This is a genomic window from Cyanobium sp. PCC 7001 (genome assembly GCF_000155635.1).
In the GTDB taxonomy this organism is placed as follows: domain Bacteria; phylum Cyanobacteriota; class Cyanobacteriia; order PCC-6307; family Cyanobiaceae; genus NIES-981.
The window spans coordinates 374,518-400,341 of sequence record NZ_DS990556.1 but is presented as its reverse complement, the minus strand read 5'-3'; the positions used below and the strand labels follow the sequence as shown (position 1 = coordinate 400,341).

At 69.8% G+C, this 25,824-nt stretch carries 28 protein-coding genes and 1 other RNA gene; 14 read left to right on the top strand and 15 right to left on the bottom strand.

Features of this window, described 5'->3' with window-relative positions:
- Positions 1 to 2: 2 nt before the first annotated feature.
- Complete coding sequence (locus tag CPCC7001_RS01975; protein WP_006911303.1) at positions 3 to 572, bottom strand: rhomboid family intramembrane serine protease; 570 nt, start codon at positions 570 to 572, stop codon at positions 3 to 5.
- Positions 573 to 620: 48 nt separating this feature from the next.
- Here CPCC7001_RS01975 and CPCC7001_RS01970 point away from each other — a divergent pair, with 48 nt between their 5' ends.
- From CPCC7001_RS01970 to psaK, 3 genes are all read left to right on the top strand, one after another.
- Positions 621 to 935, top strand: a complete 315-nt coding sequence (locus CPCC7001_RS01970; RefSeq protein ID WP_006909606.1) for a DUF2499 domain-containing protein — start codon at positions 621 to 623, stop codon at positions 933 to 935.
- The gene (locus tag CPCC7001_RS01965; protein ID WP_050757032.1) at positions 932 to 1,279 is read left to right on the top strand and encodes a DUF3593 domain-containing protein; all 348 of its coding nucleotides are present in this window, start codon (positions 932 to 934) and stop codon (positions 1,277 to 1,279) included. Before CPCC7001_RS01970 ends, CPCC7001_RS01965 begins: the two co-directional genes overlap by 4 nt.
- A 66-nt stretch (positions 1,280 to 1,345) precedes the next feature.
- Positions 1,346 to 1,603 (top strand): photosystem I reaction center subunit PsaK, encoded by a 258-nt coding sequence (gene psaK, locus CPCC7001_RS01960; RefSeq protein WP_043368485.1) that lies wholly within the window; start codon positions 1,346 to 1,348, stop codon positions 1,601 to 1,603.
- A gap of 17 nt (positions 1,604 to 1,620) precedes the next feature.
- Here psaK and CPCC7001_RS01955 read toward each other — a convergent pair whose 3' ends face one another.
- On the bottom strand, positions 1,621 to 2,790 hold the full coding sequence (locus CPCC7001_RS01955; protein WP_043368483.1) for an NAD(P)/FAD-dependent oxidoreductase: 1,170 nt from the start codon (positions 2,788 to 2,790) through the stop codon (positions 1,621 to 1,623).
- Positions 2,791 to 2,855: 65 nt separating this feature from the next.
- Positions 2,856 to 4,781 carry a 1-deoxy-D-xylulose-5-phosphate synthase gene (gene dxs, locus CPCC7001_RS01950; protein ID WP_006911683.1) on the bottom strand — a complete coding sequence of 642 codons (1,926 nt, stop codon included), beginning with the start codon at positions 4,779 to 4,781 and terminating at the stop codon, positions 2,856 to 2,858.
- A gap of 71 nt (positions 4,782 to 4,852) precedes the next feature.
- Between dxs and ilvA the strand changes: the two genes are divergently transcribed.
- Complete coding sequence (gene ilvA / locus CPCC7001_RS01945; protein WP_083782545.1) at positions 4,853 to 6,493, top strand: threonine ammonia-lyase, biosynthetic; 1,641 nt, start codon at positions 4,853 to 4,855, stop codon at positions 6,491 to 6,493.
- Positions 6,494 to 6,506: 13 nt separating this feature from the next.
- Here ilvA and CPCC7001_RS01940 read toward each other — a convergent pair whose 3' ends face one another.
- Complete coding sequence (locus CPCC7001_RS01940; protein WP_006910777.1) at positions 6,507 to 8,198, bottom strand: FAD-dependent monooxygenase; 1,692 nt, start codon at positions 8,196 to 8,198, stop codon at positions 6,507 to 6,509.
- 110 nt (positions 8,199 to 8,308) lie between these two features.
- On the opposite strand from CPCC7001_RS01940, the gene scpB reads away from it, so the two are divergent.
- Together scpB and CPCC7001_RS01930 are read left to right on the top strand one after the other, a co-directional pair.
- Entirely contained in the window at positions 8,309 to 8,854 is a 546-nt protein-coding gene (gene scpB / locus CPCC7001_RS01935) for an SMC-Scp complex subunit ScpB (protein ID WP_006911175.1), read from the top strand.
- 24 nt (positions 8,855 to 8,878) lie between these two features.
- Positions 8,879 to 9,166, top strand: coding sequence for a YggT family protein (locus tag CPCC7001_RS01930; protein WP_006911009.1), 288 nt, complete (start codon positions 8,879 to 8,881; stop codon positions 9,164 to 9,166).
- A 42-nt stretch (positions 9,167 to 9,208) separates the two neighbouring features.
- Here the strand turns inward: CPCC7001_RS01930 and CPCC7001_RS01925 are convergent, their stop codons facing one another.
- Together CPCC7001_RS01925 and CPCC7001_RS01920 are read right to left on the bottom strand one after the other, a co-directional pair.
- Positions 9,209 to 9,682 carry a hypothetical protein gene (locus CPCC7001_RS01925; protein WP_043368481.1) on the bottom strand — a complete coding sequence of 158 codons (474 nt, stop codon included), beginning with the start codon at positions 9,680 to 9,682 and terminating at the stop codon, positions 9,209 to 9,211.
- On the bottom strand, positions 9,679 to 10,008 hold the full coding sequence (locus CPCC7001_RS01920; protein ID WP_006909560.1) for a nucleoside triphosphate pyrophosphohydrolase family protein: 330 nt from the start codon (positions 10,006 to 10,008) through the stop codon (positions 9,679 to 9,681). The genes CPCC7001_RS01925 and CPCC7001_RS01920 overlap by 4 nt, the downstream gene beginning before the upstream one ends.
- A 58-nt stretch (positions 10,009 to 10,066) precedes the next feature.
- Between CPCC7001_RS01920 and pyk the strand changes: the two genes are divergently transcribed.
- The 4 genes from pyk to ftsH all read left to right on the top strand — a co-directional run bounded on the left by pyk (position 10,067) and on the right by ftsH (position 15,604).
- On the top strand, positions 10,067 to 11,851 hold the full coding sequence (gene pyk, locus CPCC7001_RS01915; RefSeq protein WP_006910362.1) for a pyruvate kinase: 1,785 nt from the start codon (positions 10,067 to 10,069) through the stop codon (positions 11,849 to 11,851).
- Positions 11,852 to 11,868: 17 nt separating this feature from the next.
- Positions 11,869 to 13,098, top strand: coding sequence for an ABC transporter permease (locus tag CPCC7001_RS01910; protein ID WP_006910335.1), 1,230 nt, complete (start codon positions 11,869 to 11,871; stop codon positions 13,096 to 13,098).
- 133 nt (positions 13,099 to 13,231) lie between these two features.
- Positions 13,232 to 13,603 (top strand): DUF1830 domain-containing protein, encoded by a 372-nt coding sequence (locus CPCC7001_RS14725; protein WP_225867145.1) that lies wholly within the window; start codon positions 13,232 to 13,234, stop codon positions 13,601 to 13,603.
- Between the two features lie 66 nt (positions 13,604 to 13,669).
- Positions 13,670 to 15,604 carry an ATP-dependent zinc metalloprotease FtsH gene (ftsH, locus tag CPCC7001_RS01900; RefSeq protein WP_006911435.1) on the top strand — a complete coding sequence of 645 codons (1,935 nt, stop codon included), beginning with the start codon at positions 13,670 to 13,672 and terminating at the stop codon, positions 15,602 to 15,604.
- Positions 15,605 to 15,780: 176 nt separating this feature from the next.
- Here the strand turns inward: ftsH and clpP are convergent, their stop codons facing one another.
- Complete coding sequence (gene clpP / locus CPCC7001_RS01895; RefSeq protein ID WP_006911090.1) at positions 15,781 to 16,371, bottom strand: ATP-dependent Clp endopeptidase proteolytic subunit ClpP; 591 nt, start codon at positions 16,369 to 16,371, stop codon at positions 15,781 to 15,783.
- Positions 16,372 to 16,447: 76 nt separating this feature from the next.
- Between clpP and psb29 the strand changes: the two genes are divergently transcribed.
- Positions 16,448 to 17,236 carry a photosystem II biogenesis protein Psp29 gene (psb29, locus tag CPCC7001_RS14255; RefSeq protein WP_156796646.1) on the top strand — a complete coding sequence of 263 codons (789 nt, stop codon included), beginning with the start codon at positions 16,448 to 16,450 and terminating at the stop codon, positions 17,234 to 17,236.
- Positions 17,237 to 18,598: 1,362 nt separating this feature from the next.
- On the opposite strand, the gene CPCC7001_RS01880 is transcribed toward psb29, so the two are convergent.
- From CPCC7001_RS01880 to petN, 3 genes are all read right to left on the bottom strand, one after another.
- On the bottom strand, positions 18,599 to 19,723 hold the full coding sequence (locus tag CPCC7001_RS01880; protein ID WP_369699353.1) for a CofH family radical SAM protein: 1,125 nt from the start codon (positions 19,721 to 19,723) through the stop codon (positions 18,599 to 18,601).
- 137 nt (positions 19,724 to 19,860) lie between these two features.
- Positions 19,861 to 20,139 carry a hypothetical protein gene (locus tag CPCC7001_RS01875; RefSeq protein ID WP_006911157.1) on the bottom strand — a complete coding sequence of 93 codons (279 nt, stop codon included), beginning with the start codon at positions 20,137 to 20,139 and terminating at the stop codon, positions 19,861 to 19,863.
- A gap of 29 nt (positions 20,140 to 20,168) precedes the next feature.
- Positions 20,169 to 20,270 carry a cytochrome b6-f complex subunit PetN gene (gene petN, locus CPCC7001_RS14250; RefSeq protein WP_071778245.1) on the bottom strand — a complete coding sequence of 34 codons (102 nt, stop codon included), beginning with the start codon at positions 20,268 to 20,270 and terminating at the stop codon, positions 20,169 to 20,171.
- A gap of 62 nt (positions 20,271 to 20,332) precedes the next feature.
- Between petN and clpS the strand changes: the two genes are divergently transcribed.
- The gene (clpS, locus tag CPCC7001_RS01870; RefSeq protein ID WP_043368478.1) at positions 20,333 to 20,623 is read left to right on the top strand and encodes an ATP-dependent Clp protease adapter ClpS; all 291 of its coding nucleotides are present in this window, start codon (positions 20,333 to 20,335) and stop codon (positions 20,621 to 20,623) included.
- Entirely contained in the window at positions 20,623 to 20,901 is a 279-nt protein-coding gene (locus tag CPCC7001_RS01865) for a DUF2103 domain-containing protein (protein WP_043368476.1), read from the top strand. The genes clpS and CPCC7001_RS01865 overlap by 1 nt, the downstream gene beginning before the upstream one ends.
- On the opposite strand, the gene CPCC7001_RS01860 is transcribed toward CPCC7001_RS01865, so the two are convergent.
- From CPCC7001_RS01860 to CPCC7001_RS01845, 5 genes are all read right to left on the bottom strand, one after another.
- On the bottom strand, positions 20,883 to 21,353 hold the full coding sequence (locus CPCC7001_RS01860; RefSeq protein ID WP_156796645.1) for a hypothetical protein: 471 nt from the start codon (positions 21,351 to 21,353) through the stop codon (positions 20,883 to 20,885). The two genes, CPCC7001_RS01865 and CPCC7001_RS01860, sit on opposite strands and share 19 nt — an antisense overlap.
- Positions 21,354 to 21,442: 89 nt before the next feature.
- Positions 21,443 to 21,626, bottom strand: a non-coding RNA gene (gene ssrS / locus CPCC7001_RS14245) — 6S RNA.
- Between the two features lie 69 nt (positions 21,627 to 21,695).
- Positions 21,696 to 23,024, bottom strand: a complete 1,329-nt coding sequence (locus CPCC7001_RS01855) for a 5-(carboxyamino)imidazole ribonucleotide synthase (RefSeq protein ID WP_156796644.1) — start codon at positions 23,022 to 23,024, stop codon at positions 21,696 to 21,698.
- 41 nt (positions 23,025 to 23,065) lie between these two features.
- A complete protein-coding gene (locus CPCC7001_RS01850) occupies positions 23,066 to 24,544 on the bottom strand; it encodes a J domain-containing protein (protein ID WP_006909797.1) in 1,479 nt (492 codons plus the stop codon).
- Positions 24,545 to 24,609: 65 nt separating this feature from the next.
- The gene (locus CPCC7001_RS01845; RefSeq protein ID WP_006911674.1) at positions 24,610 to 25,521 is read right to left on the bottom strand and encodes a carbohydrate ABC transporter permease; all 912 of its coding nucleotides are present in this window, start codon (positions 25,519 to 25,521) and stop codon (positions 24,610 to 24,612) included.
- A gap of 63 nt (positions 25,522 to 25,584) precedes the next feature.
- Here CPCC7001_RS01845 and CPCC7001_RS15685 point away from each other — a divergent pair.
- A partial coding sequence (locus CPCC7001_RS15685) for a DEAD/DEAH box helicase (protein ID WP_225867264.1) occupies positions 25,585 to 25,824 on the top strand: 240 nt, incomplete at its 3' end.

Sequence of the window (25,824 nt, the reverse complement as noted above, 5' to 3'; positions counted from 1 at the left end):
GCCTACCACCGGGCCGCTCCCGCATCCCGGTGCTCCTCCGGCAGGGGCGCGCCGAGCCAGGCCGCCAGCAAGCCGGCCACGAATCCGGAGGCATGGCCGATCCAGCTCACACCCGCCGGACTGAAGACAGGAATCAGCGACGGCAGCAGGCCGCCATAGAGGCTGAGACACCCCAACGACAGCACGATCGGCCAGGGGCGCCGCTCCACCAGCCCCGCCGCCAGCAGGTACCCCAGCAGGCCGTACACCACACCTGAGAGGCCGTGGCTGGCGTTGTGCCACAGCAGCCACACCGGCAGTGAGCACACCAGCACGGCGGCCCACACCCGCAGATAGGGCCGCAGGCCCCGGGTGAGCACCAGCCAGGAGAGGGGCAGAAACCAGAGGGAGTTGCTGAGCAGGTGCCCGAAGCCGGCATGGCTGAAGGGGGCGGTGAGGATCCCCCACACGGGGCCCCCGGGCACCAGCGGCAGGTTCCAGTGGCCGCCGAAGAACAGTTGATCCACCAGCTCCTGCCCCCAGGGCACCGCCAGGATCAGCAGCGGCAGCAGCAGACGGGAGCGCAGTCCCATGGGTGCGAGTCCCTCGCGAAGGACACAACTCAGTGGCAGAGTCTGCCCATGCACGCGCTCTCCCTGCCGACCTGGTGGATCCACATCGCCTCGGTGCTGGAGTGGATCGCGGCCATCACGGCCGTGCAGGCCTACGGCCAGCGGCGCGGCGAGGCCGGCTGGCGCTGGCTGGCCCTGGCCATGCTGCCGGCCCTGGTGAGCGCCATGGCCGCCTGCACCTGGCACCTGTTCGACAACACCCCGGCCCTGCAGGGGCTGGTGGTGCTGCAGGCCGGCTGCACCGTGCTGGGCAACATGGCCCTGGCGGCGGCGGCGCTGCATCTGCTGCGTCAGCAGCAGGCCGTGCGGCCGCCGGCACCATGAGCGGGGCTGGAGCACTCGTGCAGACCCTGCTCGATCGGCTGTCGGCAGTGGATCCGGGGCCCCTGTTCGTGCTCTCGCTGCTGCCCTACCTCGCCTTTCTCTGGTGGGCCCGCCAGGTTCAGGCCTTCCCGCGGCTGGCCCTGCGCGGGTTCCAGCTCACCCTGCTGTTCGTGGCGATCACGATCGGGGCGGCCGTGATCGCCGAACAGGCCTACGGCAGGCAGCTGGCGGACGTGGATCCCCTCCACGGCGGGGCCGAGGCCTTCCTCACCCTGGCCAACCTGGTGGTGGTGCTCGGCTTTCTCAAGGCGCCGGCCCCGGAGGATGGGGGCTCCGGCGGATGAACAAGTCTTAAGGGGACACGACCGCCGCCGTCCTCCCCCGGAAGATGGGGCGTCGGCTTGTGATCCATGCTCGCTCCGCTTCTGGCTGTGGCCCCCGCCACCATCACCTGGTCGCCGAAGGTGGCGCTGGTGATGATCGTCTGCAACGTGATCGCCATCGCGATCGGCAAGGCCACCATCAAGCAGCCCAATGTGGGCCTGCAACTGCCCAACGCCGCCATGTTCGGCGGCATGAGCCACGGCGCCATGCTGGGCACCCTCAGCCTCGGCCACATCCTGGGCATGGGCACCATCCTGGGCCTGGCTTCCCGCGGCGTGGTCTGAGCCCCAGCGGCCTGCACTCAGCGGCCTGCCAGATAGGGCAACACCCGCAGGCCGTAGCGCTCGAAGCGGTAGTCGAAGAGCAGGGCCGACAGATCCTCGGCTCTGCTCGTTTTCAGTGAGGCCAGCAGGCGTTCCAGCCGCCGATCCCCCCTGGCCTCCACCAGGCCAAGCCAGGTGCGGCGAGCCAGGCGTCCGCTCAGGGCCCAGCGCCAGCCCAGCGCCCGTTGGAGACACCGGGCGTAGCGGCGACTCAGGCGGACGGAATCGCTGCCTTCGAGCAGCAGGGGAGCCAGCACGTCCGCGCTGGCCATGGCATGGCGAATGCCCTCGCCGCCGAGGAGGTTGGCGGTGCTCACGGCATCCCCCAGGCCGATCAGATGACCGTGGCCATGGGCCTCGCTGCGGGTGATGCTGCTGCGGATCCGACCTCCATGGCGATCCAGCACGCGGGCCCGATCCAGATCCAGGTGCCGCAGCAGGCGCTGCAACGCGCCACCGAGGGACACCTGCAGCGAGGGTGGCTCGGGTTCCAGACGGCACACGCCCACCTTGAGCCGGCCGGGCCCCATCGGAAACACCCAGCCGTAGCCCCTCGGTACCCAGGTGCTGCCGAGGAAGAAACCGAGCCGCTCCGCCCAGGGCTGCCATTGGCTCTGGCCCACCTCCAGCAGCCATTCGATGCCAAGGCCCGCCACCAGCGGGGCATGGCGCGGATCGGGATCTCCCAGCAGAGCCCTGGCCTCTCCAGTGGCATCCACCACCCAGCGACTGGCCACCGCCGCGAGACAACGCTCACCGCCGTGACGCAGCCAGGTGCGCATGCCATTCCCCGAGGCCGCCGAGGCCACTGCCCGCCAACCCAGGGCCACATGGGCGCCTCGCGCAGCCGCGTCAGTGGCCAGCCACTGGCGCAGGGCGGCGAAATCGAGCACCGCGCCGAGCGGCTCCGACGCGCACCACTCCCTCGCCGACCCATTGGGGCCCACCAGATGCCAGGCCCGCCAGCGGGCGGCGATCACCTCCGAAGGGAGTCCTAACCGGTCCACGGCCGACTGGGGCAGGGCGGCACTGCTGAAGGCCGCCCGGGAGAGGTCGGGAAGACGATCCACCAGCAGCACCCGCAGGCCTGCGGAGGCCAGCTGGCCGGCCAGCCGGCCACCCGCCGGGCCAGCCCCCACGACAAGCACATCGACGCTGTGGGGAGGAAGGGGGCCCGGTGCGCACGCAGGGCCCCAGGGGCTTGCGGACGTGCTCAGACCGTGAGCGGGGGTTGGGCCGCCACGGGAAGGCGCAGCACCGAGCCGAAGCGCTCGAGGATGCGCTCCGCCATCTGGGGTGGGGTGAGGCCCAGGGTCTCCTTGCTCTGGGCGGGGGAGGCATGGTCCACGAGCGTGTCGGGGATGCCGATGCGGAACACGGGCACCAGCACGTCGTGATCCACCAGGCTCTCGGTGACCGCAGCACCGAAACCGCCCGGCAGGCAGCCCTCCTCCATCGTCACCACCCTGCCGATGCGTCGGGCCATGGGAAGGATCAGGGCCTCATCCAGGGGACGCAGAAAGCGGGCATTGATCACAGCTGCACGCACACCCTGCTCCTGCAGCAGTCCGGCCGTGGCCATGGCCGGATGCACCATGGCGCCGTAGGCCACGATCAGCAGGTCGTCACCGTCGGCCAGCAGTTCGCCGCGGCCGATCTCCAGGGGTTCGAAGCCTTCCTCGGCCAGGGGCACGCCCTCGCCCTCGCCGCGGGGGATGCGCAGGGCACAGGGGCCGTTGTGCTGGATGGCGGTGATCAGCATCCGCTGCAGCTCCGCCTCATCCCTTGGAGCCATCACCGTGAAGTTGGGCACGCAGCGCAGATAGCTGATGTCGTACTGGCCCTGGTGGGTGGGGCCGTCGGCCCCCACGATGCCGGCCCGGTCCATCACGAACGTGACCGGCAGCTTCTGAATGCCCACGTCGTGGATGAGCTGGTCGTAGGCGCGCTGCAGGAAGGTGCTGTAGATGGCGCACACCGGCCGCAGACCCTCGCAGGCCATGCCGGCCGCCATGGTCACGGCGTGTTGTTCGGCGATGCCCACATCGAAGTACTGGGCGGGCAGGGCCTTCTCCAGCAGGTCCAGGCCGGTGCCGGTGGCCATGGCCGCGGTGATGCCCACCACCCGCGGATCCTGATCACAGATCTTCACCAGGGTCTGGCCGAACACCTTGCTGTAGCTGGGGGGTTTCGGCTTGCTGGAGGGGAAGGCCTTGCCGGTGGCCAGGTCGAAGGAGCTCTGGGCGTGGTAGCCCACCTGGTCTTCCTCGGCATAGGCGTAGCCCTTGCCCTTGGTGGTGGCCACGTGCACCAGCACCGGCCCCTCCGTGTGGTGGGCCTGCTCGAAGGTGCGCACCATCTCGGCGATGTTGTGACCGTCGATGGGGCCCATGTAGGTGAAGCCCAGCTCCTCGAACACGGCGCCCACCTTGGGCACCGCCAGCCGCCGCATCGACTCCTTGAGGTTCTTCAGCTCGGGCGGCAGCTCCCCGTGCATGAAGGGGAGGTGCTTGATCGCCTCCTCGGCGTTGTCGGCGATGAACTGCACCGGCTTGCTGTGGCGCATCCGGTTGAGGTGGGTGGAGAGCGCGCCCACCGGCGGGCTGATCGACATGTCGTTGTCGTTCAGCACCACCAGCAGGTTGGTGCGGGGCAGGTGGCCGGCGTGGTTGATCGCCTCCAGCGCCATGCCGCCGGTGAGAGCCCCATCGCCGATCACCGCCACGCACTTGAACGTTTCACCGCGCCGGTCGCGGGCCAGGGCCATGCCCAGGGCCGCCGAGATGGAGGTGCTGGCATGGCCGGCACCGAAGTGGTCGAAGCGGCTCTCGCTGCGCTTGAGGTAGCCGGCCACGCCTCCTTTCTGGCGCAGCGTGTGGAAGTCCTTGTAACGGCCGGTGATCAGTTTGTGGGGGTAGGCCTGGTGCCCCACGTCCCACACCACCTTGTCCCGGTCAAGATCGAGGGTCTGGTAGAGGGCGAGGGTGAGTTCCACCACGCCCAGACCGGGTCCGAGGTGGCCACCACTGGTACTCACCACCTCCAGATGCCGTTCGCGGATCTGACGCCCGATCGCCTCCAGCTCGGCGACGCTCAGACCATGCAACTGGTTGGGGTGGGTCAGCTCACTGAGATGCATCACGACCCTTGCGTTGGATGCAATCTAGGGGGTTCACCCGGGGATCCCGTGCGGATTGCGACACTGGAGCCATGAGCGAGTCGCACTGCAACCCAACCGCCTCGGCCGTATCCGCTCCGGCCGACTGCGCTGCTCACGTCGACGCCGATTCCGGCACCGACTCCGGCCCCGATACCGACCGGTATCTGCGGCGCATCCTGCGCGCCCGCGTCTACGACGTGGCGATCGAGTCGCCCCTGGATGCGGCACCCAACCTCTCGGCGCGGCTGGCCAACCGGGTGCTGCTGAAGCGGGAGGACCTGCAGCCGGTGTTCAGCTTCAAGCTGCGCGGCGCCTACAACAAGATGGCCAGCCTCAGCCCGGCGGAGCTGGAACGGGGCGTGATCGCCGCCAGCGCCGGCAACCACGCCCAGGGGGTGGCTCTGGGGGCCCAGCGGCTGGGCTGCCGCGCCGTGATCGTGATGCCGGTCACCACCCCGGAGATGAAGGTGCGGGCGGTGGCGGCCCGGGGCGCCGAGGTGGTGCTGCACGGCGACAACTACGACGCCGCATGTGCCCACGCCCAGCAGCTGGCCGAGCGGGGCGGGCTCAGCTTCATCCACCCCTTCGACGATCCGGAGGTGATCGCTGGCCAGGGCACCATCGGCCTGGAGATCCTGCGCCAGTGCTCCCAGCCCCCCGATGCCATCTACGTGGCGGTGGGAGGCGGCGGACTGATCGCCGGCATCGCCGCCTACGTGAAGGCCCTCTGGCCCCGGGTGCAGATCGTGGGCGTGGAGCCGATCGACGCCGATGCCATGGCCCGGTCGCTGGCGGCGGGGGAGCGGGTGCGGCTGGAGCAGGTGGGGCTCTTCGCCGACGGCGTGGCCGTGCGGCAGGTGGGGGCCCACACCTTCGCCCTGGCCCAGCGCCACGTGGACCGCATGGTGACCGTGAGCACCGACGAGATCTGCGCCGCCATCAAGGACGTGTTCGAGGACACCCGCTCCATCCTCGAGCCCGCCGGCGCCCTTGCCGTGGCCGGCATGAAGCTGGACGTGGAACAGCGGGGCCTGCGGGAGCAGACCCTGGTGGCGGTGGCCTGCGGCGCCAACATGAATTTCGACCGGCTGCGCTTCGTGGCGGAGCGGGCCGAGCTGGGCGAAGAGCGGGAGGCCATGCTGGCCGTGGAGATCCCGGAGCGACCCGGCAGCCTGCGGCGCTTCTGCCAGGTGCTGGGGGAGCGCAGCCTCACGGAGTTCAGCTACCGGCTGGCCGACCCCCGCGTGGCCCACATCTTCGTGGGCGTGCAGATCCGGGGCCATGCCAACACCCTGCAGCTGCTGGAGGAACTCAGGGCGGCCGGCTTCCCCTGCCTGGATCTGAGCCGCAACGAGCTGGCCAAGCTGCACCTGCGCCACATGGTGGGCGGACGGCTGCCGGCCAGTGCCAGCACGGCCCTCGACCAGGGCGAGGAGCTGCTCTACCGCTTCGAGTTCCCGGAGAAGCCGGGAGCCCTGATGGCCTTCGTGAACGCCCTGCAGGCCAGCTGGAACATCAGCATCTTCCACTACCGCAACCACGGCGCCGACGTGGGCCGGATCGTGGTGGGGGTGCAGGTGCCGCCGGCCGAGCGCCAGGCCTGGCAGCGCTTCCTCGACGGTCTCGGCTACGCCCACTGGGACGAGAGCGGGAACCCGGCCTACCGGCTCTTCCTCGGCTCCAAGGACTGAATCAAGAGCTGAATCAAGGGCTGAAGGTGAGCCCCAGCACCTCCCGCAGCGCCTCAGGAACGTCCGGATGCTCGAGCAGGCCCAGCTGACGCCAGGCGATGTGGCCGTCGGGTCGAACCAGCAGGGCCTGCGGCTCCGAGCCGTAGGACGCGGCGAACTGCCCGGCGGCGTCGGCGATCACGGCCAGCTCGTGGCACTCCGGCGGCGGCGGCCCCAGGGCGATCAGATGGCTCTGGAGCAGTGCGGCTGGAAGCTGCTGCCGCAGCCGGGCGGCCAGGGCCCGGGCCGGGGCGGGATCGGCGCCGGCCGGCAGGGAGATCAGCAGGGCATGGCGGGGGGCCCGCAGCAGCTCTGAGAGCCGCAGCGGCATGGCCACATGACGCCGGCGCAGACCCTCGGCATCGGGGGCGCGGTCGCCGGCCCGCAGATCCTCCGGGGCAGGCACCGGCTCCCCATCCCGCACCCAGGCGCTGCCGCGGTAGGTCTCCAGCAGCTGGGTGTTCACCAGGGGATCGGGCGGGGCCTGCTCACGCCCGAAGTTGAGGCTGGCCTCCAGGGTGCGGCGGATCACGGCGGCCCCCACCGGCCGTCGCTCGGCGGCGTAGCTGTCGAGCAGGCTCAGGGGCGCCAGACCGCGCTGCACCAGGGCCAGCTTCCAGGCGAGGTTGTGGGCGTCCTGGATGCCGGTGTTCATGCCCTGGCCGCCCGTGGGCGGATGGATGTGGGCCGCATCTCCCGCCAGGAACACACCGCCGCGCTGGTAGTCCGCCGCCAGCCGCATGCTGATCCGGTAGGTGGACGACCAGCGCAGATCGCGCAGGCGCGGCACCGGCGGCACCAGCAACGCGTCCGCCACCTGCTGCAGAACCTCCAGATCGGGGCCGTCCCCGCCAGCGGCCAGGCCATGGGCCACCCCATCCCCCCGGGTGGGACCCGCAGCATCCAGGTCGGCGGGCGCCAGCATCGACACCCGGTAGCGGCCGGGTTCGGGCAGGGGAATCGCCACGAAGAACTCCGGTGGGCCCGGCTCGCTGGGCAGGCGCAGCGCCCGCAGCGGCACCCCCCGCGGCAGGTCCCAGTCGATCGCCACATCGCCGAGCATGAAGGCGGCCTCCATCGCCTCGCCCTCGAAGGGAATGGCCAGGGCATGGCGCACGCTGCTGTGGGCGCCATCGCAGCCCACCACCACCTGCACCGTCTGCTGTTCGCGACGTCCGTCGCCGTGGAGCAGGGTCACGGTCACCCCGGGGCTGGGGCCACCGGCAGCGGCAGGGGGAAGCGGCTGCAGCGCGTCCAGGCGCACGTTGCGCTCCAGGTCCACCCCCCCGCTCTGCACCAGCCGGGAGAGCTGACGCTCCAGCTCCGGCTGGGGAACCCCCAGATCGCCGTAGGGAACCGGGCCGCAGCGCCCAAGACTGGGCGGCGGCTCCGCCACGGAGCCTGCCTCTGGAGGGGCTGGAAGCCAGCGCTGATCCATCACCGTGGCCATCGGCTCCAGCCACACGCCTGCATCGATGAGCGGCTGCGCCAGGCCAAGGGCCGCGAAGATCTCCAGGCTGCGGGGCGTGATGCCGATGGCGCGGCAGTAGGGCAGCGGTTCGCTCAGCTGGTCGATCAGCCGGCAGTGGCCTCCCTGGCGGGCCAGCTCAGCCGCGAGGGTGAGGCCCACCGGGCCCGCTCCCACCACCAGCACTGAGAGCACCATCGCCGCACCAGTCCGACTGGAACCATTCAGACAGCCGCTGTTCCGCCGGCAAGGGGCAGACAAGCGGCTCAGCCTCCCTTACCTTGCCTCCATGTCCTGGGCTGAGCGCCATGGGCGTGGATCCTGAAGCCCCCACCCCCCAGCCCCCCGCAGCGGCCGTTCCGAACCTGTCGCTGCCGGCCCACCTGGAGGCGATCCTCTACCTCAAGGGCCGCCCCCTCAGCCTGCAGGAACTGGCGGCGATCGCCGGGGTGGAGGCGGCCACGGCCGAGCTGGGCCTGATCACCCTGATGGCCGACTACGCCCATCGCGACACGGCCCTGGAGATCCGCCAGGACGGGCAGCACTACGGACTGCAGCTGCGGGAGAGCCTGGCCGACCTCGTGCAGAACCTGGTGCCGGTGGATCTGTCCACGGCGGCCCTGCGCACCCTGGCCACCATCGCCCTCAAGAAACGCATCCTGCAGTCGGAATTGGTGGATCTGCGGGGGTCGGGCGCCTACGACCACATCAAGGAGCTGCTCAGCCAGAACTTCATCGAGCGGCGGCGCCAGAGCGACGGACGCTCCTACTGGCTGAGCCTCAGCGAGAAATTCCACCGCACCTTCGCGGTGAAGGCCGAGGAACTGCAGCCCCAACCGCGGCGGGCTGCATAGAGTCGGGATTCATCCCGTGGTCCCATGGACGTCGTCGCCCAGGTGCTGAGTGTGCTCAGCCGCACACTGGAGATCTATTCCCTGATCCTGCTGGTGCGGGTGCTGCTGAGCTGGTTCCCGAATCTGGACTGGAGCAATCCGGTGCTCTCCAGCGTCAGCTCGATCACCGACCCCTACCTGAATGTGTTCCGCGGCCTGATCCCGCCGATCGGTGGACTCGATCTCTCGGCGATCCTGGCGTTCCTGGCCCTCAGCCTGGGACAGCAGCTGCTGGGCAGTGCCAGCGTCAGCATGATGGCCTCGATGTACTGAGCGGAACGCTGTACTGAGCGGGCTGTACTGAGTGAGCCGATCTCAGCCGGCCAGATCCTGCTCCAGCGGCAGCAGTTCATCCTCGACGCCGGCCCTGGTCCGGACAGGCGCGTTGAAACCGCGGGCCTTGAGGATGCGGAAGCTGATGGGCCTGGGGGTGCCCGCCGGCACTGCCAGCCGCAGGGCAAAGCTGGAGCTGCCGGGAGGCACATCGCCGATGGAGCCCACCCGGGTGCGGTTCTGCAGCACCGGCTCGCCGCTGGAATCGACGATCAGGGCGAACACGTCGGTGTCCACCACCGGCTTGCGGCGGTCGTTCACCACGGTGCCGCGCATGGCGTAGCAACTGGCCCCGGCGGGCCGCCGCAGCTCCGGCTGGGCGGCCACATCGTCAGCCGGGCAGGGCTCCAGGGTCACCTCCTGCACCTGCAGATCGATGGCCCAGGCGGCCGGTGCGAGCAGCAGCAGCCCCGCGATCAGCCCCAGGGCCGGCAACAGTCGCTTCAGGGCCTTCATCGCTGGTCGCCATCGCCTCCGATCACGTTACGGGCGGCGCGACTGGCCAGCTTCTCGAGATTGGCGCTGGCCACGCTGTCGAGATCCAGCCCCAGTTCCGTGGCCAGCTGGGCCACGTACCAGAGCACATCGCCCAGTTCCAGCTGCAACGCCGCACGCACCTCGTCACTGAACACACCGCCGCGATCGCGCAGCACCTTCTTCACCTTGTCGGCCACCTCACCCGACTCACCGCAGAGGCCCAGGGTGGGGTAGATGGGGTTCTGGCCGACGCCCGGGTAGAGGGCCGTACGGCGGGACCGTTCCTGGTAGGTCTGAAAGTCCATTCGTGCCAGCCCTGAGACAGGGCCCGATGGTAGTTTCGGCCTTAACTTCGCCATCGCGATGCCCCAGCCCGATCTCATGCGTCGCACCAAGATCGTCGCCACGATCGGGCCCGCCACCGAATCTCCCGAACGTCTCAAGGCACTCATCGAGGCCGGCGCCACCACCTTCCGGCTCAACTTCTCCCACGGCGACCACAGCGACCACGCCGCCCGCATCGCCACAATCCGCCAGGTTTCGGTGGAGATGGGCGTGCATGTGGGGATTCTTCAGGATCTCCAGGGTCCGAAGATCCGCCTGGGTCGATTCGCCGATGGCCCGATCACCCTGGCCCGGGGTGCCAGCTTCAGCCTCACCTCCCGGGACGTGGCCTGCAACCAGGAGATCGCCACCGTCACCTACGCCAAGCTGGCCGATGAGGTGACCCCGGGCAGCCGCATCCTGTTGGATGACGGCCGCGTGGAGATGTGCGTGGAATCGGTGAACACGGCCGATCACACCCTCCATTGCAGCGTCAGCGTGGGTGGGGTGTTGAGCAACAACAAAGGGGTGAACTTCCCCGATGTTCAGCTCTCGATCCGCGCCCTCACCGACAAGGATCGGGCCGATCTCACCTTCGGACTGCAGCACGGCGTGGACTGGGTGGCCCTCAGCTTCGTCCGCAACCCCTCCGACCTCCAGGAGATCAAGGATCTGATCGCCAGCCAGGGCCATACCACGCCCGTGGTGGCCAAGATCGAGAAATTCGAGGCCATCGATCAGATCGACGACATCCTGATGTTGTGCGATGGCGTGATGGTGGCCCGCGGCGATCTCGGGGTGGAGATGCCGGCTGAGGAAGTGCCGCTGCTGCAGAAGGAACTGATCCGCAAGGCCAACAGCCTGGGGATTCCGGTCATCACCGCCACCCAGATGCTGGATTCGATGGTGAGCTGCCCGCGGCCCACCCGCGCCGAGGTGAGTGATGTGGCCAACGCCATCCTCGATGGCACGGACGCCGTGATGCTCTCCAACGAGAGTGCCGTGGGCGACTACCCGGTGGAGGCGGTGGCCACCATGGCCACGATCGCCCGTCGCATCGAGCGCGACTACCCCAAGCGGCTGATCGACAGCCGCATGGCCACCACCATTCCCAACGCCATCTGCCAGGCGGTGAGCAACATCGCCCGCAACCTCAACGCGGCGGCGATCCTGCCCCTCACCAAGAGCGGTGCCACCGCCCGCAACGTGAGCAAGTTCAGGCCCAGCACCCCGATCCTGGCGGTGACCAGCGAGCCCCAGGTAGCCCGCCAGCTGCAGCTGATCTGGGGGGTGAATCCGCTGCTCGTGCCCGAGCAGACCTCCACCACCAGCACCTTCAGCCTGGCGATGGGCCTGGCCCGCGACGGCGGTTTCCTTCAGGACGGCGACCTGGTGGTGCAGACCGCGGGCACCCTGGCCGGTGTGAGCGGGTCCACCGACTTCATCAAGGTGGGCATCGTGACTGCGGTGCTGCCCCGCGGCCTGGGCATCGGCACCGGCTCGGTGAGCGGGCGGGTGCGGGTCGTGACCCGGGCCGAGGATGCCGCCGCCATCCAGACCGGCGAGATCCTGGTGGTGCGGGAGACCAGCGCCGCCTTCGTGGAGGCCTTCCGCCGGGCCAAGGCCGTGATCGCCGAGACGGGCGGTGCCGAAAGCCACGCTGCCGTGATCGCCCAGCGCACCGGCATCCCGGCGATCGTGGGCGTCACCAACGCCCTCGAGAGCCTGCGCGACGGGGAGATCGTGACCCTGGACCTGCACCACGGCCTGGTGCACCGCGGCGCCCGCAGCCACAACGCCGACCCGATCGGCGCCATCGTCTAGGGCCCTGCTCCGATCCCATGGCCTCGAAGCTCTCCCTGGGCGAAACGGTGGGCATGGCCCTGGCCACGCTGCGCGCCAACCGCCTGCGCAGCCTGCTCACGATGCTGGGCATCGTGATCGGCAATGCCTCCGTGATCACCCTGGTGGGAGTGGGCCGCGGCGCCCAGAACCTGGCCGAAGGGCAGCTGAGCAACCTCGGGGCCAATGTGCTCTTCGTGGTGCCGGGAAACAACGACACCCGTCGCCAGGGCATCGACTTCCCCAAGACCCTGGTGCTGGAGGACGCCCAGGCGATCGGCGAGCAGGTGCCCTCCGTGAAGCGGGTGGCCCCCCAGATCACCCTCAGCGAGGTGGTGCAGGCCGGCGGCCTCAGCAGCTCCACCTCGGTGAACGGCATCACGCCTGACTTCCTGCCGGTGCGTCAGTTCGAGATGGCGCGCGGCCGCTTCATCTCGGCCAGCGATCTGGAGGCCGCCCGCAGCGTGACGGTGATCGGGCCCGATCTGGCCGAGAAGATGTTTCCCGGGGGCACCGCCGTGGGCCGCACCCTCCGCATCCGCACCCAGCCCTTCGAGGTGATCGGCGTGCTGGAGGCGAAGGGAGCGGTGTTCGGCCAGAACCAGGACGAGAACGCCTACGTGCCGCTCACCACCATGGTGAGCAAGCTCTCGGGCCGTGATCCCACCTACGGGGTGAGTCTCAATTTCATCAGCGTGGAGGCCCGCGACGGCCAGAGCATCAACGCCGCCGCCTTCCAGATCACCAACCTGTTGCGCCAGCGGCACAACATCCTGCGGGAGGACGACTTCGCCGTCCGCTCCCAGCAGGATGCCCTCACCATCGTGAGCACCATCACGGGCGGCCTCACCCTGATGCTGGCGGCGATCGGCGCCGTGTCCCTGCTGGTGGGGGGCATCGGCATCATGAACATCATGCTGGTGTCGGTGAGTGAGCGCACGGCGGAGATCGGGCTGCGCAAGGCGCTCGGTGCCCGCAGCGGCGACGTGCTGCTCCAGTTCCTGGTGGAGTCGCTGGTGCTGGCCAGCCTCGGAGGTGCGATCGGCACCGCCGTGGGGGTGGGCACCGTGAGCCTGGTGGCTCTGGTCACGCCCCTGCCGGCCACGATCGGCACGGGCACGATCCTGCTCACGGTGGGGCTGTCGGGCTCGATCGGCCTGTTCTTCGGAGTCCTGCCGGCCCGGCGGGCCTCCCAGCTCGACCCGATCGTGGCGCTGCGCAGCCTCTGAGACTCAAGGCAGAGCTGCCATGGCGTTGGCGAGATCCCGAAAAAAGTCTTAAGCCAGGCCGGCAGATGCTGAAACCGTGGCGAAGGTCACCAAACCCCCGGGGCATTCAATGGCTTGATAGGTCTCATTGCATGTGGTAATCACCTTGACCTGGCTGGAATGCGGATACCGGAACAGCAGCGATCGCATGGTGATCGCCCGCTGCGTCGGGCCCGAACAGTTCTTCCTCGAACGGGTGGTGTTCCCCTTTGAGCTGCTCAGCTTCTCCTGCCCTCCCGCGTCGGAACTGAAGATCTGGACCCATGGGCTCGGCGGGCCTGAGCTGATCGAGACCCTGGCGGTGGCCGATCTCGAGATCGAAGCGGGCGCCGATGAACCTCCTCCACCGGAGCGTGCTGCAGCAGAATCGCCCAAATCGGGGGGCGCAGGCAGCCAGAGACCACGCGGGTTGAGCTTCAGCAAAGGCAACGGTGACCTGGTGGAGGCCTGGGTCTCGGCGGTCTGAGCGGAAGGGCCCGCGAGGCCAGCGGCCTGATCCCGCCGTTACACTTGTTAAGAAAGTGTCTCAGCTATGAACCAGCGCTGGCGTCTGATCGTTCTCTGGCTCCTGCCGCTGGCAGTGGTGGCCTTCCTCGGCTGGCAGATCCTCAGCAGCGGCGGGATCGGCAACCTCAGCCCGAAGGGCCCCACCACTGCACCTCGCAATGCCGCCGTGGCCCGCATGAGCTACGGCCGTTTCCTCGACTATGTGGATGCAGGCCGGGTGACGGCCGTCGACATCTTCGATGGAGGCCGCAGCGCCGTGATCGAGGCAGTGGATCCCGAGCTGGACAACCGGGTGCAGCGTCTGCGGGTGGACCTGCCCGGCGTGGCCCCCGAGCTGGTGAACAAGCTCAAGGATCAGGGCATCAGCTTCGACGTCCATCCCCCGCGGCAGGCGCCACCCGTGCTGGGCATCCTTGGCAACCTGCTGTTCCCCCTGCTGCTGATCGGTTCGCTGATCTTCCTGGCCCGCCGTTCCAGCGGCATGCCCGGTGGTCCGGGCCAGGCCATGCAGTTCGGCAAGACCAAGGCGCGTTTCGCCATGGAAGCCGAAACCGGCGTGAAGTTCGATGACGTGGCTGGCGTGGAGGAAGCCAAGCAGGACCTCGAGGAGGTGGTGACCTTCCTGAAGACCCCTGAACGCTTCACCTCCGTGGGCGCCCGCATCCCCAAGGGGGTGCTGCTGGTGGGCCCCCCCGGCACCGGCAAGACGCTGCTGGCCAAGGCCATCGCCGGCGAAGCCGGGGTGCCGTTCTTCTCCCTCTCCGGCTCGGAGTTCGTGGAGATGTTCGTGGGCGTGGGCGCCAGCCGCGTGCGCGACCTGTTCAAGCGCGCCAAGGAGAACAGCCCCTGCCTGATCTTCATCGACGAGATCGATGCGGTGGGCCGCCAGCGGGGCGCCGGCGTGGGCGGCGGCAACGATGAGCGGGAGCAGACCCTCAACCAGCTGCTCACCGAGATGGATGGCTTCGAGGGCAACAGCGGCATCATCATCATTGCGGCCACCAACCGGGCCGATGTGCTCGATTCAGCGCTGCTGCGGCCCGGCCGCTTCGATCGTCAGGTGCAGGTGGATGTGCCCGACATCAAGGGCCGCCTCTCCATCCTGAAGGTGCATTCCCGCAACAAGAAGCTGGCCGAGGACGTGAGTCTCGAGACCATCGCCCGCCGCACCCCGGGCTTCTCTGGGGCCGACCTGGCCAACCTCCTCAACGAGGCGGCCATCCTCACGGCCCGTCGCCGCAAGGAGGCCACCACCCTGGCGGAGATCGACGATGCCGTGGACCGGGTGATCGCCGGCATGGAGGGCAAGCCCCTCACCGATGGTCGCAGCAAGCGTCTGATCGCCTACCACGAGGTGGGCCACGCCCTGGTGGGCACCCTGGTCAAGGCCCACGACCCGGTGCAGAAGGTCACCCTGATTCCGCGGGGCCAGGCCCAGGGCCTCACCTGGTTCTCACCGGACGAGGAGCAGATGCTGGTGAGCAAGGCCCAGCTCCGGGCCCGGATCATGGGCGCCCTGGGCGGTCGCGCCGCCGAGGAGGTGGTCTTCGGCCATGCCGAGGTGACCACCGGCGCCGGTGGTGACATCCAGCAGGTGGCCTCGATCGCCCGCCAGATGGTCACCCGCTTCGGCATGAGCGACCTCGGTCAGTTCTCCCTGGAGGCGGGCAATCAGGAGGTGTTCCTCGGGCGCGATCTGATGACCCGCAGTGACGGCTCCGACCGGATGGCCAGCCGCATCGACGATGCCGTGCGCCAGATCGTGCAGACCTGCTACGAGGACACGGTGCGTCTGGTGGCCGAGCACCGCACCTGCATGGACCGGGTGGTGGAGCTCCTGATCGAGAAGGAAAGCCTCGATGGAGATGAGTTCCGCGCCCTGGTGTCGGAATTCACCACCATTCCCGAGAAGGAGCGGTTCTCGCCGTTGCTCACCGAAGCGGCCTTCCCGGCCGCCTGAGCGGAGCCGCCGCGACAACCTCCACGACCCCAACCTCCAGGAACCTTGGGGAACACAAAAGGGCTCACCAGAGGATCCTGGTGAGCCCTTTTCTCTGTGTCCCTCTCCGAATCCGGGGTCCGGCAGAGTCCGGACCGCAGACACCAGGACCGTGCTGTCAGAGCGGGCGCCCCGCGTCAGACCGGGCGCACCGCGCGCTTCTCGATCACCTTGTCGATCAGGCCGTAGGCCATGGCCTCGGCCGGTGACATGAAGAAGTCGCGGTCAGTGTCCTCCTCGATGCGGGTCATGGGCTGACCGGTGCGGTCGGCCAGCTCCTGATTCAGCTTCTGCTTGAGGTAGAGGATCTCGTCGGCCTGGATGCGGATGTCGCTGGCCTGGCCGCGGGCACCACCGAGGGGCTGGTGAATCATGATCCGCGAGTGGGTGAGGCTGCTGCGCTTTCCCTTGGTGCCCGCGCAGAGCAGGAAGGCGCCCATGGACGCCGCCAGACCGACGCACACCGTCTGCACATCGGGCTTGATGTGCTGCATGGTGTCGAAGATGCCGAGACCGTCGTAGACGGAACCGCCTGGGGAGTTGATGTACAGGAAGATGTCCTTCTCCGGGTCTTCCGCTTCGAGGAACAGCAACTGGGCAACGATCCGGTTGGCGGACTCGGCCGTCACCGGCTCCCCGAGAAACACGATCCGTTCCCGCAGCAGCCGGGAATAGATGTCGAACGCGCGTTCTCCCCGGCCCGACTCCTCAATCACGATCGGGATCATGGGGATGGTGAATGAACTGGCGCGATCCTACTGAGCCTGGGCGGCTAGGGTCGCCTCACCCCTGATGCCGAGCAGAGTGAGCGCCGCCCTGACCGTCTCCGACAGCAAGCGGGCTTTTCACCGCGCCTTCCCCTACGTGATTGCGCCCCTGTACCGGCGCATGGTGGACGAGCTGCTGGTGGAGCTGCACCTCCTGAGCCGGCAGCGCGGTTTCGAGGCCAACCCGCTGTTCGCCTGCGGCCTGATCCAGGTGTTCGACGGCTTTGCCAAGGGGTACCGGCCCAGCGAGCACAAGCCCGTCCTGCTGGCCGCCCTCTGCTCGGCCACCGGCTTCGACGCCGAGGCCCTGCGCCGTGAAGCGGAAGCGAGCCGCGCGGCCATGGGCAACCACAGCGTGGAGGAAGTGAAAGGCTGGATCGAGCGGCAGGGGGACGGTGCACCCGAGCCCCTGGCCTCGGCCCTGGCCAGCATCCGCCGTCCCGATTTCCACTACTCGCGTCTGATGGCCGTGGGACTGCTCAGCCTGCTGGAGGAGGCCCAGGGGGCGGACGCGATGGATCCAGGCACCCTGCGCTCCTTCGCGCAGGAACTCGCCGGTGCGATCGGGCTGTTGCGGGAGCGGGTCGACAAGGACCTCAGCCTCTACGCAACCAATCTGGAGAAACTCGCCCAGGCGGTGGCGCTGATGGAGGAAACCGTGGCGGCCGAGCGCCGCAAGCGGGAACGGCAACAGGCCGCCCTCAGGGACGCGGCTGCGGGGTCCCTGACGGAGGTGGCTGCGGAGACGGCGATGGAGAGCGCGCCGGAGGCGGAGGCGGCTCCCGCTGCGCCGTCGGCACCTGCAGACGCCCCCACAGCGCACTGATCGGTCTGCGTTCGTCCGCCGGTCTCTCGGCCACCACGGTGAACCGCTCGGCGTTGATCAGGGTGACCGGCAGGCTGGGGGGCATCAGCCCCAGGCCGGCCAGCCCCTTCGGCTGAAGGTCCAGGCGAAGCAGGGGGGCCTCGGCACCCGTGGCCACCGGAACCGACGCGGCAGGCGTGGGGTCAGGCCCCAGAAAGAGCAGCAGTTCCGGCGCGGCGCCCGGCCGGCTGATCCAGCGCCATCCGCCCACCACAACCCCGTCCTCCCGGCGCCAGACGCTGGCGGGCAGCGTGGTGGAGCCCACGGGCTCACCGGCAGGGCGCACGGCAGGAGCTGCCGCGTCGCTGAGGCCCTCCTGCTCGAGGCGCTCGCGCAACTGGTTGAGCAGCTCGGCCCACACCCGCCGGTCGGCGCCGGGGGCGAGCTGGAGCAGTAGACCGGCCTGAAAGGGGCCGGATGGCAACGGGCGCAGGGACAGACGGAACGGACTGCGCCGCAGCAGCGCCAGCTCGGCAGGGCCGACCCCGTAGCGGGTGGCGAGGGGGTCGCGGATCAGCTGGCGGCCGAGCAGGCCCTGGAGCAGCACGTCCAGGCTGCGCCCCTCCAGCACCAGCAGGCTGCCGCCCTCCAGCGGCTGCCCACGCCGCACGGAGCTGACCTGGGCCTCGCTCACGGCGGGGGGCTCGGGGGCGAGGAGAGCGGCGACCCCAGCCGCTTCTCCCCGGGCCGCCAGATCGCCACCGCTGAGCTCCAGGCTCACACACCCCTCCTGGAAGCTCTGCAGCAGCGGTGCCACCGGGCCGGCCATCACCCCGAAGGCGCCGGAGGTCCAGAAGGCCGCCTGCTCCCGCTCCAGCCGCGCCAGGCAGCGTTGCTCGAGGCCGCGGCGCTGGCGGGGCAACCGCCTGAGCTCATCGGTGAGCAGGCGATGGGAGAGGGGATCGGCGGCCACCACCAGCAGGTCGTCCACCACGACGCTGTGGGCGGGGCGGGCCAGGGCGCCGGTGAGCATGGGCCGGGGCATGGGCAGCACCAGATAGGCGGGGCCGTCCCCCTGGCGGCCCCAGAACTGCCACCACAGACGGCGCTGCTGGGACCAGAGCCGGGTGGCGGTGGCTGCACCGAGGCGCTCCTGCCAGAGCCGCGGCACCGGCCGGCTGGGAGCCGCCGGAAAGCTCTGCAGCAGGGCCGCCTGGGCCAGCAGGCGAGCCAGCCCCTCGGCCCGCGGCCGCGGCAGCTGCCACAGCGCCACGGCCGGCCCCAGCAGCAGCAGCAGCGTGGTGGCGGCCGTGATCCGCAGGGGAAGCCGCGGCCCATGCAGCTTCAGCCCGCTTGCGGCGGGCCAGTTGAGGCTTCGCCAGGTCATGGCACCGGCGTGTAGAGGGTGGTGCGCTGCCGTGCCGGCCGTCCCAGCTGCCGGGCGGCCTCACGGAGGGCTGCAGGGCTCTGGGCGGTGCCACCACGGGCCCCCGCCATGGTGGTGATGTGCTCCTCCATGAGGGTGCCGCCCAGGTCGTTGCACCCCCAGCGCAGGGCCTCCCGGGCGCCGGCCAGGGTGAGCTTCACCCAGCTGGGCTGATGGTTGGGGATCCAGGGCCCCAGGATCAGCCGGGCCTGGGCCGTGAGCAGCAGCATCGCCTCCAGGTCGGGTTGGTCGCGGCCCACCCGGCTGCGCAGCGGCGCCGGTGCCGCCGACCCCACGAACGGCAGCAGCACGAACTCGGTGAACCCCTGGAGGCCCTGGGCGCGGGCCTGGGACTGGAGGGTCACCAGGGTGAGCAGGTGGGCGGCGAGGTCGGCCGGGGCTTCGAGGTGGCCGGCCATCAATGTGGATGTGGCCGCCAGGCCCTGGGCCTGCACCTGCAGCATCACCGCCACCCACTGGCGGGCAGTGAGCTTTTCCGGGCACAGCACCCGGCGCACGCGCTCGCTGAGCACCTCGGCGGCGGTGCCGGGGACTGAGCCCAGGCCGGCCCGCCTGAGCCGCTGCAGCACGGTGTCCAGGGGAAGCCCGTCCTGCTCGGCGAAGAACAGGAGCTCCTGGGGCGAGAAGGCGTGCAGGTGGAGTCCCGGCGCCGCCCGCTGCAGCTGGCGCAGCAGCTGCTCGGCGTGGGCCAGCTGGCTGCCATCGAGGCGCGCGGCGGGGTTGAGGCCGCCCTGCAGGCACAGCTCGGTGGCCCCCAGGCTCCTCGCCTGGGCGGCACGCTGGGCCAGCTCCTCGCCACCGAGCCAGTAGGCACCGGGCTCTCCGGGGTCACGGCGAAAGGCACAGAAGGAACAGTGCTTGACGCAGTGGTTCGAGGCATTGAGGTTGCGGTTCACCACGTAGGTGACCGTGTCGCCCGCCAGCCGGCGGCGCAGGGCATCGGCCCGTTGCTGCAGCAGCATCCGATCCGCGCCATCCCAGGGGCGCTCGAGCAGCGCCAGGGCGAGGCCAGGCAGGGGGCTGGAGTTCAGCTGGTCGCGATCCAGGAGGCGGCCTTCCAGGTCCTGGTGGGCCTGCGCCAGTGCATCGAGCACACGGCCGGCGGACCCGGATAGCGGGGGAGCGGCCTGCTCCACCTCAGCCGGTGGCACCAGCAGCGCATCTGCCTTGGTCCACGACCAAGGGGCAAGGGACGGTGTCACGACCGTGGCGACTGTCCCTGGGAGGGAAAGCGGCGGCCCTGGGCGATGCCGGACGACGGCCGAGCGGCTGCCGGCTTGGTCCTGGCCTTCGCGGTGACCTTGGCGCCGGGCTTGACGGTGGGTCTGGCCGGGTTCCCCTTGTCGGTGTCCCGCCGGCGGCGGCGGTCGCGCCACTCCACCACCGACAGGTAGATCACTCCGCCGCTGACGAACAGCAGCAGCGCCGAAGCGAGGCCAGCCAGAAGCTGGGTGCTGCTGAAGGGCAGATCAGCCAAGGGATGGGAGACGGAAAGGAGGGAAAGGATCAGAATTTGATGCTGCCGTCACCGTGGCGACCCCACACCACCATGGCGATGGAGAAGCTGAACAGGGCAGCCAGTGAGGCCCATCCCAGGGTGATCAACATGCCGGATCCGCGTGGCGTGGGGGCACTGTACCTAGGCTCCTGCCACATCGAACAGGCCGCCCATGGTGCGTTCGTCTCCCGTCGCCGTCCGCGAACGGCAGCAGCTGCGTCAGCCGTACCCCAACTACCGGGTGGTGGTGCTGGACGACGCCATCAACACCTTCCAGCACGTGGTGGAGTGCCTGGTGCGGTTCATTCCCGGCATGCAACCTGACCGGGCCTGGGAACTGGCCCACCGCATCGACGCGGAAGGCTCCGCCGTGGTGTGGTGCGGTCCCCAGGAGCAGGCCGAGCTGTACCACCAGCAGCTGGGCGCCGAAGGACTGACCATGGCCCCCCTGGAGCGGGACTGATGGGACGGGTGGTGATCACCCACAGCACCTACCTCGAGGGTCTGATTCCGCTGTTGCAGCGGCTGGCCCGACTCCCGGGAGTGGACACGGTGACCCCGGCGGTGCTCAGCCGGGTGAAGGGGCGCAGCCCGGGCCTGCGGCTGCGGGTGTCCACCCCGATCCGCGGGGGCCACAAGCTGCTGGCCCGACGGGGCACCAGTGCCCAGGAGGTGTTCGTGATCACCACCGCCAACCGGGAGGAGTTGCAGGAGCTGGTGGATCAGTTGTTGGAGGACTGACCGCCCCCCAGGCTCATCCGCAGCTCGCCACCGCCGTGCCGCTCGTAGACGGCCATGGCGCTGAAGGAGGCCCAGGCGCCGCCATTGCGGAACCAGCTCTCGGGTTGGAGGCTGAGGTCGTCGGGCTGGAGATCCCAGCGCTCCCGCAGAAAGGTGAGGTAATCGGCGGGATTGGTCTGGGGAGCCTGCCAGTGCACCACGGCGAACCGGAGGCCCCGCACCCGGTAGAGCCCGTCGCTGCCCTCCTGGATTTCCTCCTGCAGCAGAAAGGTGCGGAAGCGGTTCGCCACCGCCGATGACTCCTGACGCTCCGGGGCCCCCTCGAGCGGATACTTGCGCAGGTAGAGCTGCCGGGCCCGGGGGAACACAGGCCCCGGTGCCAGGGACAGCAAGGTGGTGAAGGCCTGCTGAAAGCTCATGTCCGCAGGCTGACGGGGGGAAGAGGAGGCCATCGCCGCGTCCGCATGCCGCTGATCCCACCATGACCGCCGATGGCGCCCGTGACCAGGCCGGCCACCGGATCGAGGGCTGGAGGGAATTGGGTTGGACCGCCGCGCCGTCTTGCCCCAGTGTTCGACCTGGTGGAACCAGAAGGGGTGTCAGGGGCGGGGCTTCGTTTCCGGCAGCGGGGCCGGTCTACGTCGCTTCCGCTGCAGACTCCCCATGTCGAAAGAGGAGTCAGATCAGAAAACTGTAGAAGGCAGTCACCAACGAGGCAGTCCGCTGGAACTCTAAGGCGGTTGTTGGCAGGGTGTGCACCACTCCTGCCCCAGCGCTGCATCCGTGAGCAGGATTCAGTACACGGGGCGCGGCCAGATGGCCCGGACCTGCGCGAGGCGCTGCTCGGCCTGGCGCTGCCGTTCCTCGGCCGTGGCGCCATCCAGCAACAGGGTGATGTGGCCGAGCTTGCGGCCGAGGGAGGAGCCCTGTTTGCCGTACCAGTGCAGCCGCGCCTGGGGAAGGCTTGCCAGGGCCTGGCGCTGGTCGTCGTAGGCACTCTCGGAGCGCTCGAAACCGAGCAGGTTCACCATCAGGGCGCCGGGGACCTTCAGCTCCACCTCCCCCATCGGCAGGCCCGCCACGATGCGCGCCTGCTGGGCGAACTGGCTGGTATGGGAGGCCTCGATCGTGACATGGCCGGAATTGTGGGTGCGCGGGGCGATCTCGTTGATCTGCAGACCCTCAGGCCCGTAGAAGAGCTCGATGGAGAGCACCCCCACGTAATCGATGGCGGTGAGCAGCGACACGGCGATGTTGCGCGCGAAGGCCTGCACGGCATGGGGCACGGCGGCGGGGGCGAGCACCCAGTCGCAGACGCGGTGGTGCTGGTGGGTCTGCACCAGGGGGTAGCAGCGCACCTGGCCCTGCTGATCGCGGCACACCAGCTGCGAGAGCTCGAGATCGAAGGCCACGAACCGTTCCACGATCCAGTTGGCGGGATCGACACTCTCCAGCAGGGCCTCCAGGTCACGGGGCTCCCGCAGCACCAGGGTGGCCTTGCCGTCGTAGCCGCCCGTGGCCGCCTTGGCCATCACCGGGTAGGTCCAGCCCTGCGGCAGGGTGGGGCCGCCCATCGGCTGGGCCGCCATGGGGTCGCCCGGCTGAAGCGGATGCTCCTGCTGCGGCTGGGGCGACAGCTCCAAGCCCGAGGGCGCGGCCGCAACGAGATCGGCCAGGGGCAACCAGGCGGGGGCCGGCAGGTTGAGACGCTGCAGCAGCTCCCGCTGGCTGCGCTTGTTGACCAGCGGTTCCAGGGCCCTGAGGCTCGGCACGAACCGCACCCCCTCGGCCTCGAGGACAGCCAGGGCCTCGAGATCGACCCACTCGTTCTCGAAGGTGATCGCCTGGCAGCCGCTGGCCAGCCGGCGGGTGGCCTCACCATCCTGCAGATCGGCCTCCACCACCTGCGCCGCCATCCTCACCGCCGGGTCGTGGCGCGAAGGGGTCTGCACGTCCACGGCGATGCCGAGCTCCTTCGCCGCCCCCGCCAGCATCCAGGCCAGCTGGCCGCCGCCCACCACCCCGATCCGCCGGGCCGTGGCCACCTTCCCGGAGCCATCGGCAGCAGCGGCGGCATCTCCGGCGGCGGCGGCACTGAGCACTTCGACGAGGGAATCGACCATCAAGGGCAGCACGGACGGGGGGCGAGCAGGAACCGCTGGCGTCAGGGCTCCCCCTTGAAGGCATACCAGGCTTCGAGCAGCTGGTAGGCCGCCTGGCGCCGGGACCAGAGGTTGGGATCGCCTCCCTGATCGGGGTGCCACTGAAGCAGGTTACGGCGCCAGGCGGCCCGCACCTGCTGCCACGGGCTTCCGGGCACCACCCCGAGCTCGCCGCAGGCGTCCCGGTAGGCGGGATCCTCGGGAGTGCGGCCGGGCGCCGTCGCCGCCGGCATCCCCGCCGCGGGGGGATAGGCGAACACCACCTGCTCCAGGCGGTCCACCAGCTGCAGAGCCTCCTCGCTGCTGCGCCGGGCAGCGGCGTTCCTCTCCCGGGCCTGCTTGAGCTCAGCGTCCACCTGGGCCACCAGCTCGTCCAGACGGCGTTCCTGCTCATCGGCGCGCTGGCGGGTGTCCTGCCGCATCTGGTCGGCCTGGTGCAGCACCTGCCCGAGCTGCTGGGCCGCCGCCTGGCTGGCCTGCTGGGCCTGCTGGATGTCCTGGCTCAACCGTTCCATGCGGGTGGTGGCCGCGTCCGCCAGGTCGGAGGCTTCCTGGCGGGCGGAGCGGGCCGCGGCGAGGGCCTGCTCCACCTCCCGCCGCACGGTGGCGAGATCGCCCTGCTCCACCTGGGCACAGCGCTCCAGCAGCAGCCGGGCCTCGCCCAGCTGCTGCTCCTGCAGTGCCTGCAGCCGCTCCACCTCGCGGCAGGCGCTCTGGGCCGCCTCCAGAGCAAGGGCGGCCTGGCGCCGGCTCTGCACGAGGCTCTCCGGCTGACCGCTGCTGAGGGAAGCAAGCAGCGTGCGGGCCTGCTGGAGCTCGTCCTGCAGGCCCGCCAGCAGGGTTTCCGCCCGGCGTTGGGCCCGTTCGGCGGCCCTGAGAGCCGGGTCGTCGCTGGTGCCGGTCGGGGAGGAGGAGAGGTCCTGCACCTGGCTGAAGGCCTGGTCGCGCTCCCGCTCCGCCTGCAGCAGCCTGGCCTCGAGGACAGCGATCGCCTCGGAGGCACCGGCCGATACCCGTTCCAGCTCCTGCTGGCTCGCCTGGGCCGCGGCCCGGGCGGCCTCCGCTTCCGAGCGGGCCATCTGCACCTGGCGCTGGCTGGACTGCTCCAGATGCTGCAGCTGGGCGGTCGCCGCGGCCGCTTCCGCGCTGGAGCGATCCAGGCCGGAACGGGCTGCGGCGGCGGTGGCGCCGAAACCCAGGCGGGGGCCCGCGGACGACCCAGGACGTTGCCGGGACGGTCGCAGCAGCAGCACGCCAAGGATCGAGAAGGCCACCGGGGACACCAGCACCCAGTAGGTGTCGTTCTGAAGCTCCCGGTTGCCGTCACGGGCGGCCTGCCGGGCCCGCATCACGATCAGTCCACACAGCACCAGCGCCAGCAGGAGGCTCAGCCAGCCGAGCAGCTGTCGCTCCTTGAGGGCCTGGGACGTCCGGGGCTGGGGGCTGCGGGGCTGGGCACTGGGGCCGGGGGATGGGGCCATTGGCGGGAGCGACCCGGTGGCATCACCCTAGGCAGGGCCCAGGGCCAGGTCCACCGCATGAGCGCTCAGGTGAGGCCCCGCTCCCCGGCGAAGGCGAAGCGGATCAGGCTCAGCACCAGCACGATCAGGAACAGGGCCAGCCCAACGGTGCAGGCGTAACTGATCTCGAGTTCGGAGAAGGCCTGGTCGTACACGTAGTACACAAGGGTGCGGGTGGAGTCGGCAGGGCCGCCCTGGGTCATCAGGTACACCTCCTCGAACACCTTGGTGGCCGCGATCGCCGAGATCACCGCCACCAGCGTGAGGTAGGGGCGCAGCAGGGGCAGGGTGATGTCCACGTGCTTGCGCCAGCCCTCGCTGCCATCAAGCGCGGCGGCCTCGTAGAGATCGGCCGAGATGCCCTGCAGGCCCGCCAGGAAGATCACCATGTAGTAGCCCAGTCCCTTCCAGAGGGTGACGAGCATCACCGAGGGCAGGGCCAGCAGCGGCGAGGTGAGGAAGCCGATCGGGCTGAAGGCGTCGCCGAGCAGGGCCGTGAGCCAGCCGTTGATCAGGCCGTTCTCGGCGTAGAGCCAGCGGAAGGCGATCGCCGCCACCACGATCGACACCAGCACCGGCGTGTAGAAGGCGGCCCGGAACCAGTGGATCCCGGGCAGCTGGCGGTTCACCAGCACCGCCAGCGCCAGGGCACCGAGCACGACCGGTGGCACCACACCGATCAGATAGAGGAAGGTGGTGCCCGTGACCCGGAAGAACATCGGATCGGCCAGGAGCCGCCGCACGTTGGCCAGGCCCACGAAGCGCAGGGGCTCGCTCACATCCAGGCCCGCCTGGGTGAAGCTCATCAGCAGCGCCATCGCCGCCGGGATCAGCACCGAGAGGCCGATCAGCACCAGGGCCGGGGCGAGGAAGGCCCAGGCCGCGGCGGTGCTGCGGGAGCTGCTGGGCAAGGTGCTGCTGCGGGAAGACGGGGCCATCGCAGCCACGGGGTTGGAGGCATTCTGGAAGATCCCCCCGCAGCAGCCAGCCCCTTGAGCGCCGTGGTGCCCAGCGAGCCCTCCGCAGACCCCCGGGCCGTGCTGCAGCAGGTGTTCGGCTACCAGGCGTTCCGCGGCCCCCAGGAGGCGATCGTGCGCCATGTGATCGGCGGCGGATCCGGGCTGGTGCTGATGCCCACAGGCGGCGGCAAGTCGCTCTGCTATCAGGTGCCGGCGTTGTGCCGGCCAGGGCTGGCGGTGGTGATCTCACCCCTGATCGCCCTCATGCAGGACCAGGTGGAA

Excerpts from the sequence above, each read along its gene's own strand:
- CPCC7001_RS01975 (WP_006911303.1), bottom strand. The coding sequence starts at position 572 with ATGGGACTGCGCTCCCGTCTGCTGCTGCCGCTGCTGATCCTGGCGGTG.
- CPCC7001_RS01970 (WP_006909606.1), top strand. The coding sequence starts at position 621 with ATGCACGCGCTCTCCCTGCCGACCTGGTGGATCCACATCGCCTCGGTG.
- CPCC7001_RS01965 (WP_050757032.1), top strand. The coding sequence starts at position 932 with ATGAGCGGGGCTGGAGCACTCGTGCAGACCCTGCTCGATCGGCTGTCG.
- psaK (WP_043368485.1), top strand. The coding sequence starts at position 1,346 with ATGCTCGCTCCGCTTCTGGCTGTGGCCCCCGCCACCATCACCTGGTCG.
- dxs (WP_006911683.1), bottom strand. The coding sequence starts at position 4,781 with ATGCATCTCAGTGAGCTGACCCACCCCAACCAGTTGCATGGTCTGAGC.
- ilvA (WP_083782545.1), top strand. The coding sequence starts at position 4,853 with ATGAGCGAGTCGCACTGCAACCCAACCGCCTCGGCCGTATCCGCTCCG.
- CPCC7001_RS01940 (WP_006910777.1), bottom strand. The coding sequence starts at position 8,198 with ATGGTGCTCTCAGTGCTGGTGGTGGGAGCGGGCCCGGTGGGCCTCACC.
- scpB (WP_006911175.1), top strand. The coding sequence starts at position 8,309 with ATGGGCGTGGATCCTGAAGCCCCCACCCCCCAGCCCCCCGCAGCGGCC.
- CPCC7001_RS01930 (WP_006911009.1), top strand. The coding sequence starts at position 8,879 with ATGGACGTCGTCGCCCAGGTGCTGAGTGTGCTCAGCCGCACACTGGAG.
- CPCC7001_RS01925 (WP_043368481.1), bottom strand. The coding sequence starts at position 9,682 with ATGAAGGCCCTGAAGCGACTGTTGCCGGCCCTGGGGCTGATCGCGGGG.
- CPCC7001_RS01920 (WP_006909560.1), bottom strand. The coding sequence starts at position 10,008 with ATGGACTTTCAGACCTACCAGGAACGGTCCCGCCGTACGGCCCTCTAC.
- pyk (WP_006910362.1), top strand. The coding sequence starts at position 10,067 with ATGCCCCAGCCCGATCTCATGCGTCGCACCAAGATCGTCGCCACGATC.
- CPCC7001_RS01910 (WP_006910335.1), top strand. The coding sequence starts at position 11,869 with ATGGCCTCGAAGCTCTCCCTGGGCGAAACGGTGGGCATGGCCCTGGCC.
- ftsH (WP_006911435.1), top strand. The coding sequence starts at position 13,670 with ATGAACCAGCGCTGGCGTCTGATCGTTCTCTGGCTCCTGCCGCTGGCA.
- clpP (WP_006911090.1), bottom strand. The coding sequence starts at position 16,371 with ATGATCCCGATCGTGATTGAGGAGTCGGGCCGGGGAGAACGCGCGTTC.
- petN (WP_071778245.1), bottom strand. The coding sequence starts at position 20,270 with ATGTTGATCACCCTGGGATGGGCCTCACTGGCTGCCCTGTTCAGCTTC.
- clpS (WP_043368478.1), top strand. The coding sequence starts at position 20,333 with ATGGTGCGTTCGTCTCCCGTCGCCGTCCGCGAACGGCAGCAGCTGCGT.
- CPCC7001_RS01865 (WP_043368476.1), top strand. The coding sequence starts at position 20,623 with ATGGGACGGGTGGTGATCACCCACAGCACCTACCTCGAGGGTCTGATT.
- CPCC7001_RS01860 (WP_156796645.1), bottom strand. The coding sequence starts at position 21,353 with ATGGCCTCCTCTTCCCCCCGTCAGCCTGCGGACATGAGCTTTCAGCAG.
- CPCC7001_RS01855 (WP_156796644.1), bottom strand. The coding sequence starts at position 23,024 with ATGGTCGATTCCCTCGTCGAAGTGCTCAGTGCCGCCGCCGCCGGAGAT.
- CPCC7001_RS01850 (WP_006909797.1), bottom strand. The coding sequence starts at position 24,544 with ATGGCCCCATCCCCCGGCCCCAGTGCCCAGCCCCGCAGCCCCCAGCCC.
- CPCC7001_RS01845 (WP_006911674.1), bottom strand. The coding sequence starts at position 25,521 with ATGGCCCCGTCTTCCCGCAGCAGCACCTTGCCCAGCAGCTCCCGCAGC.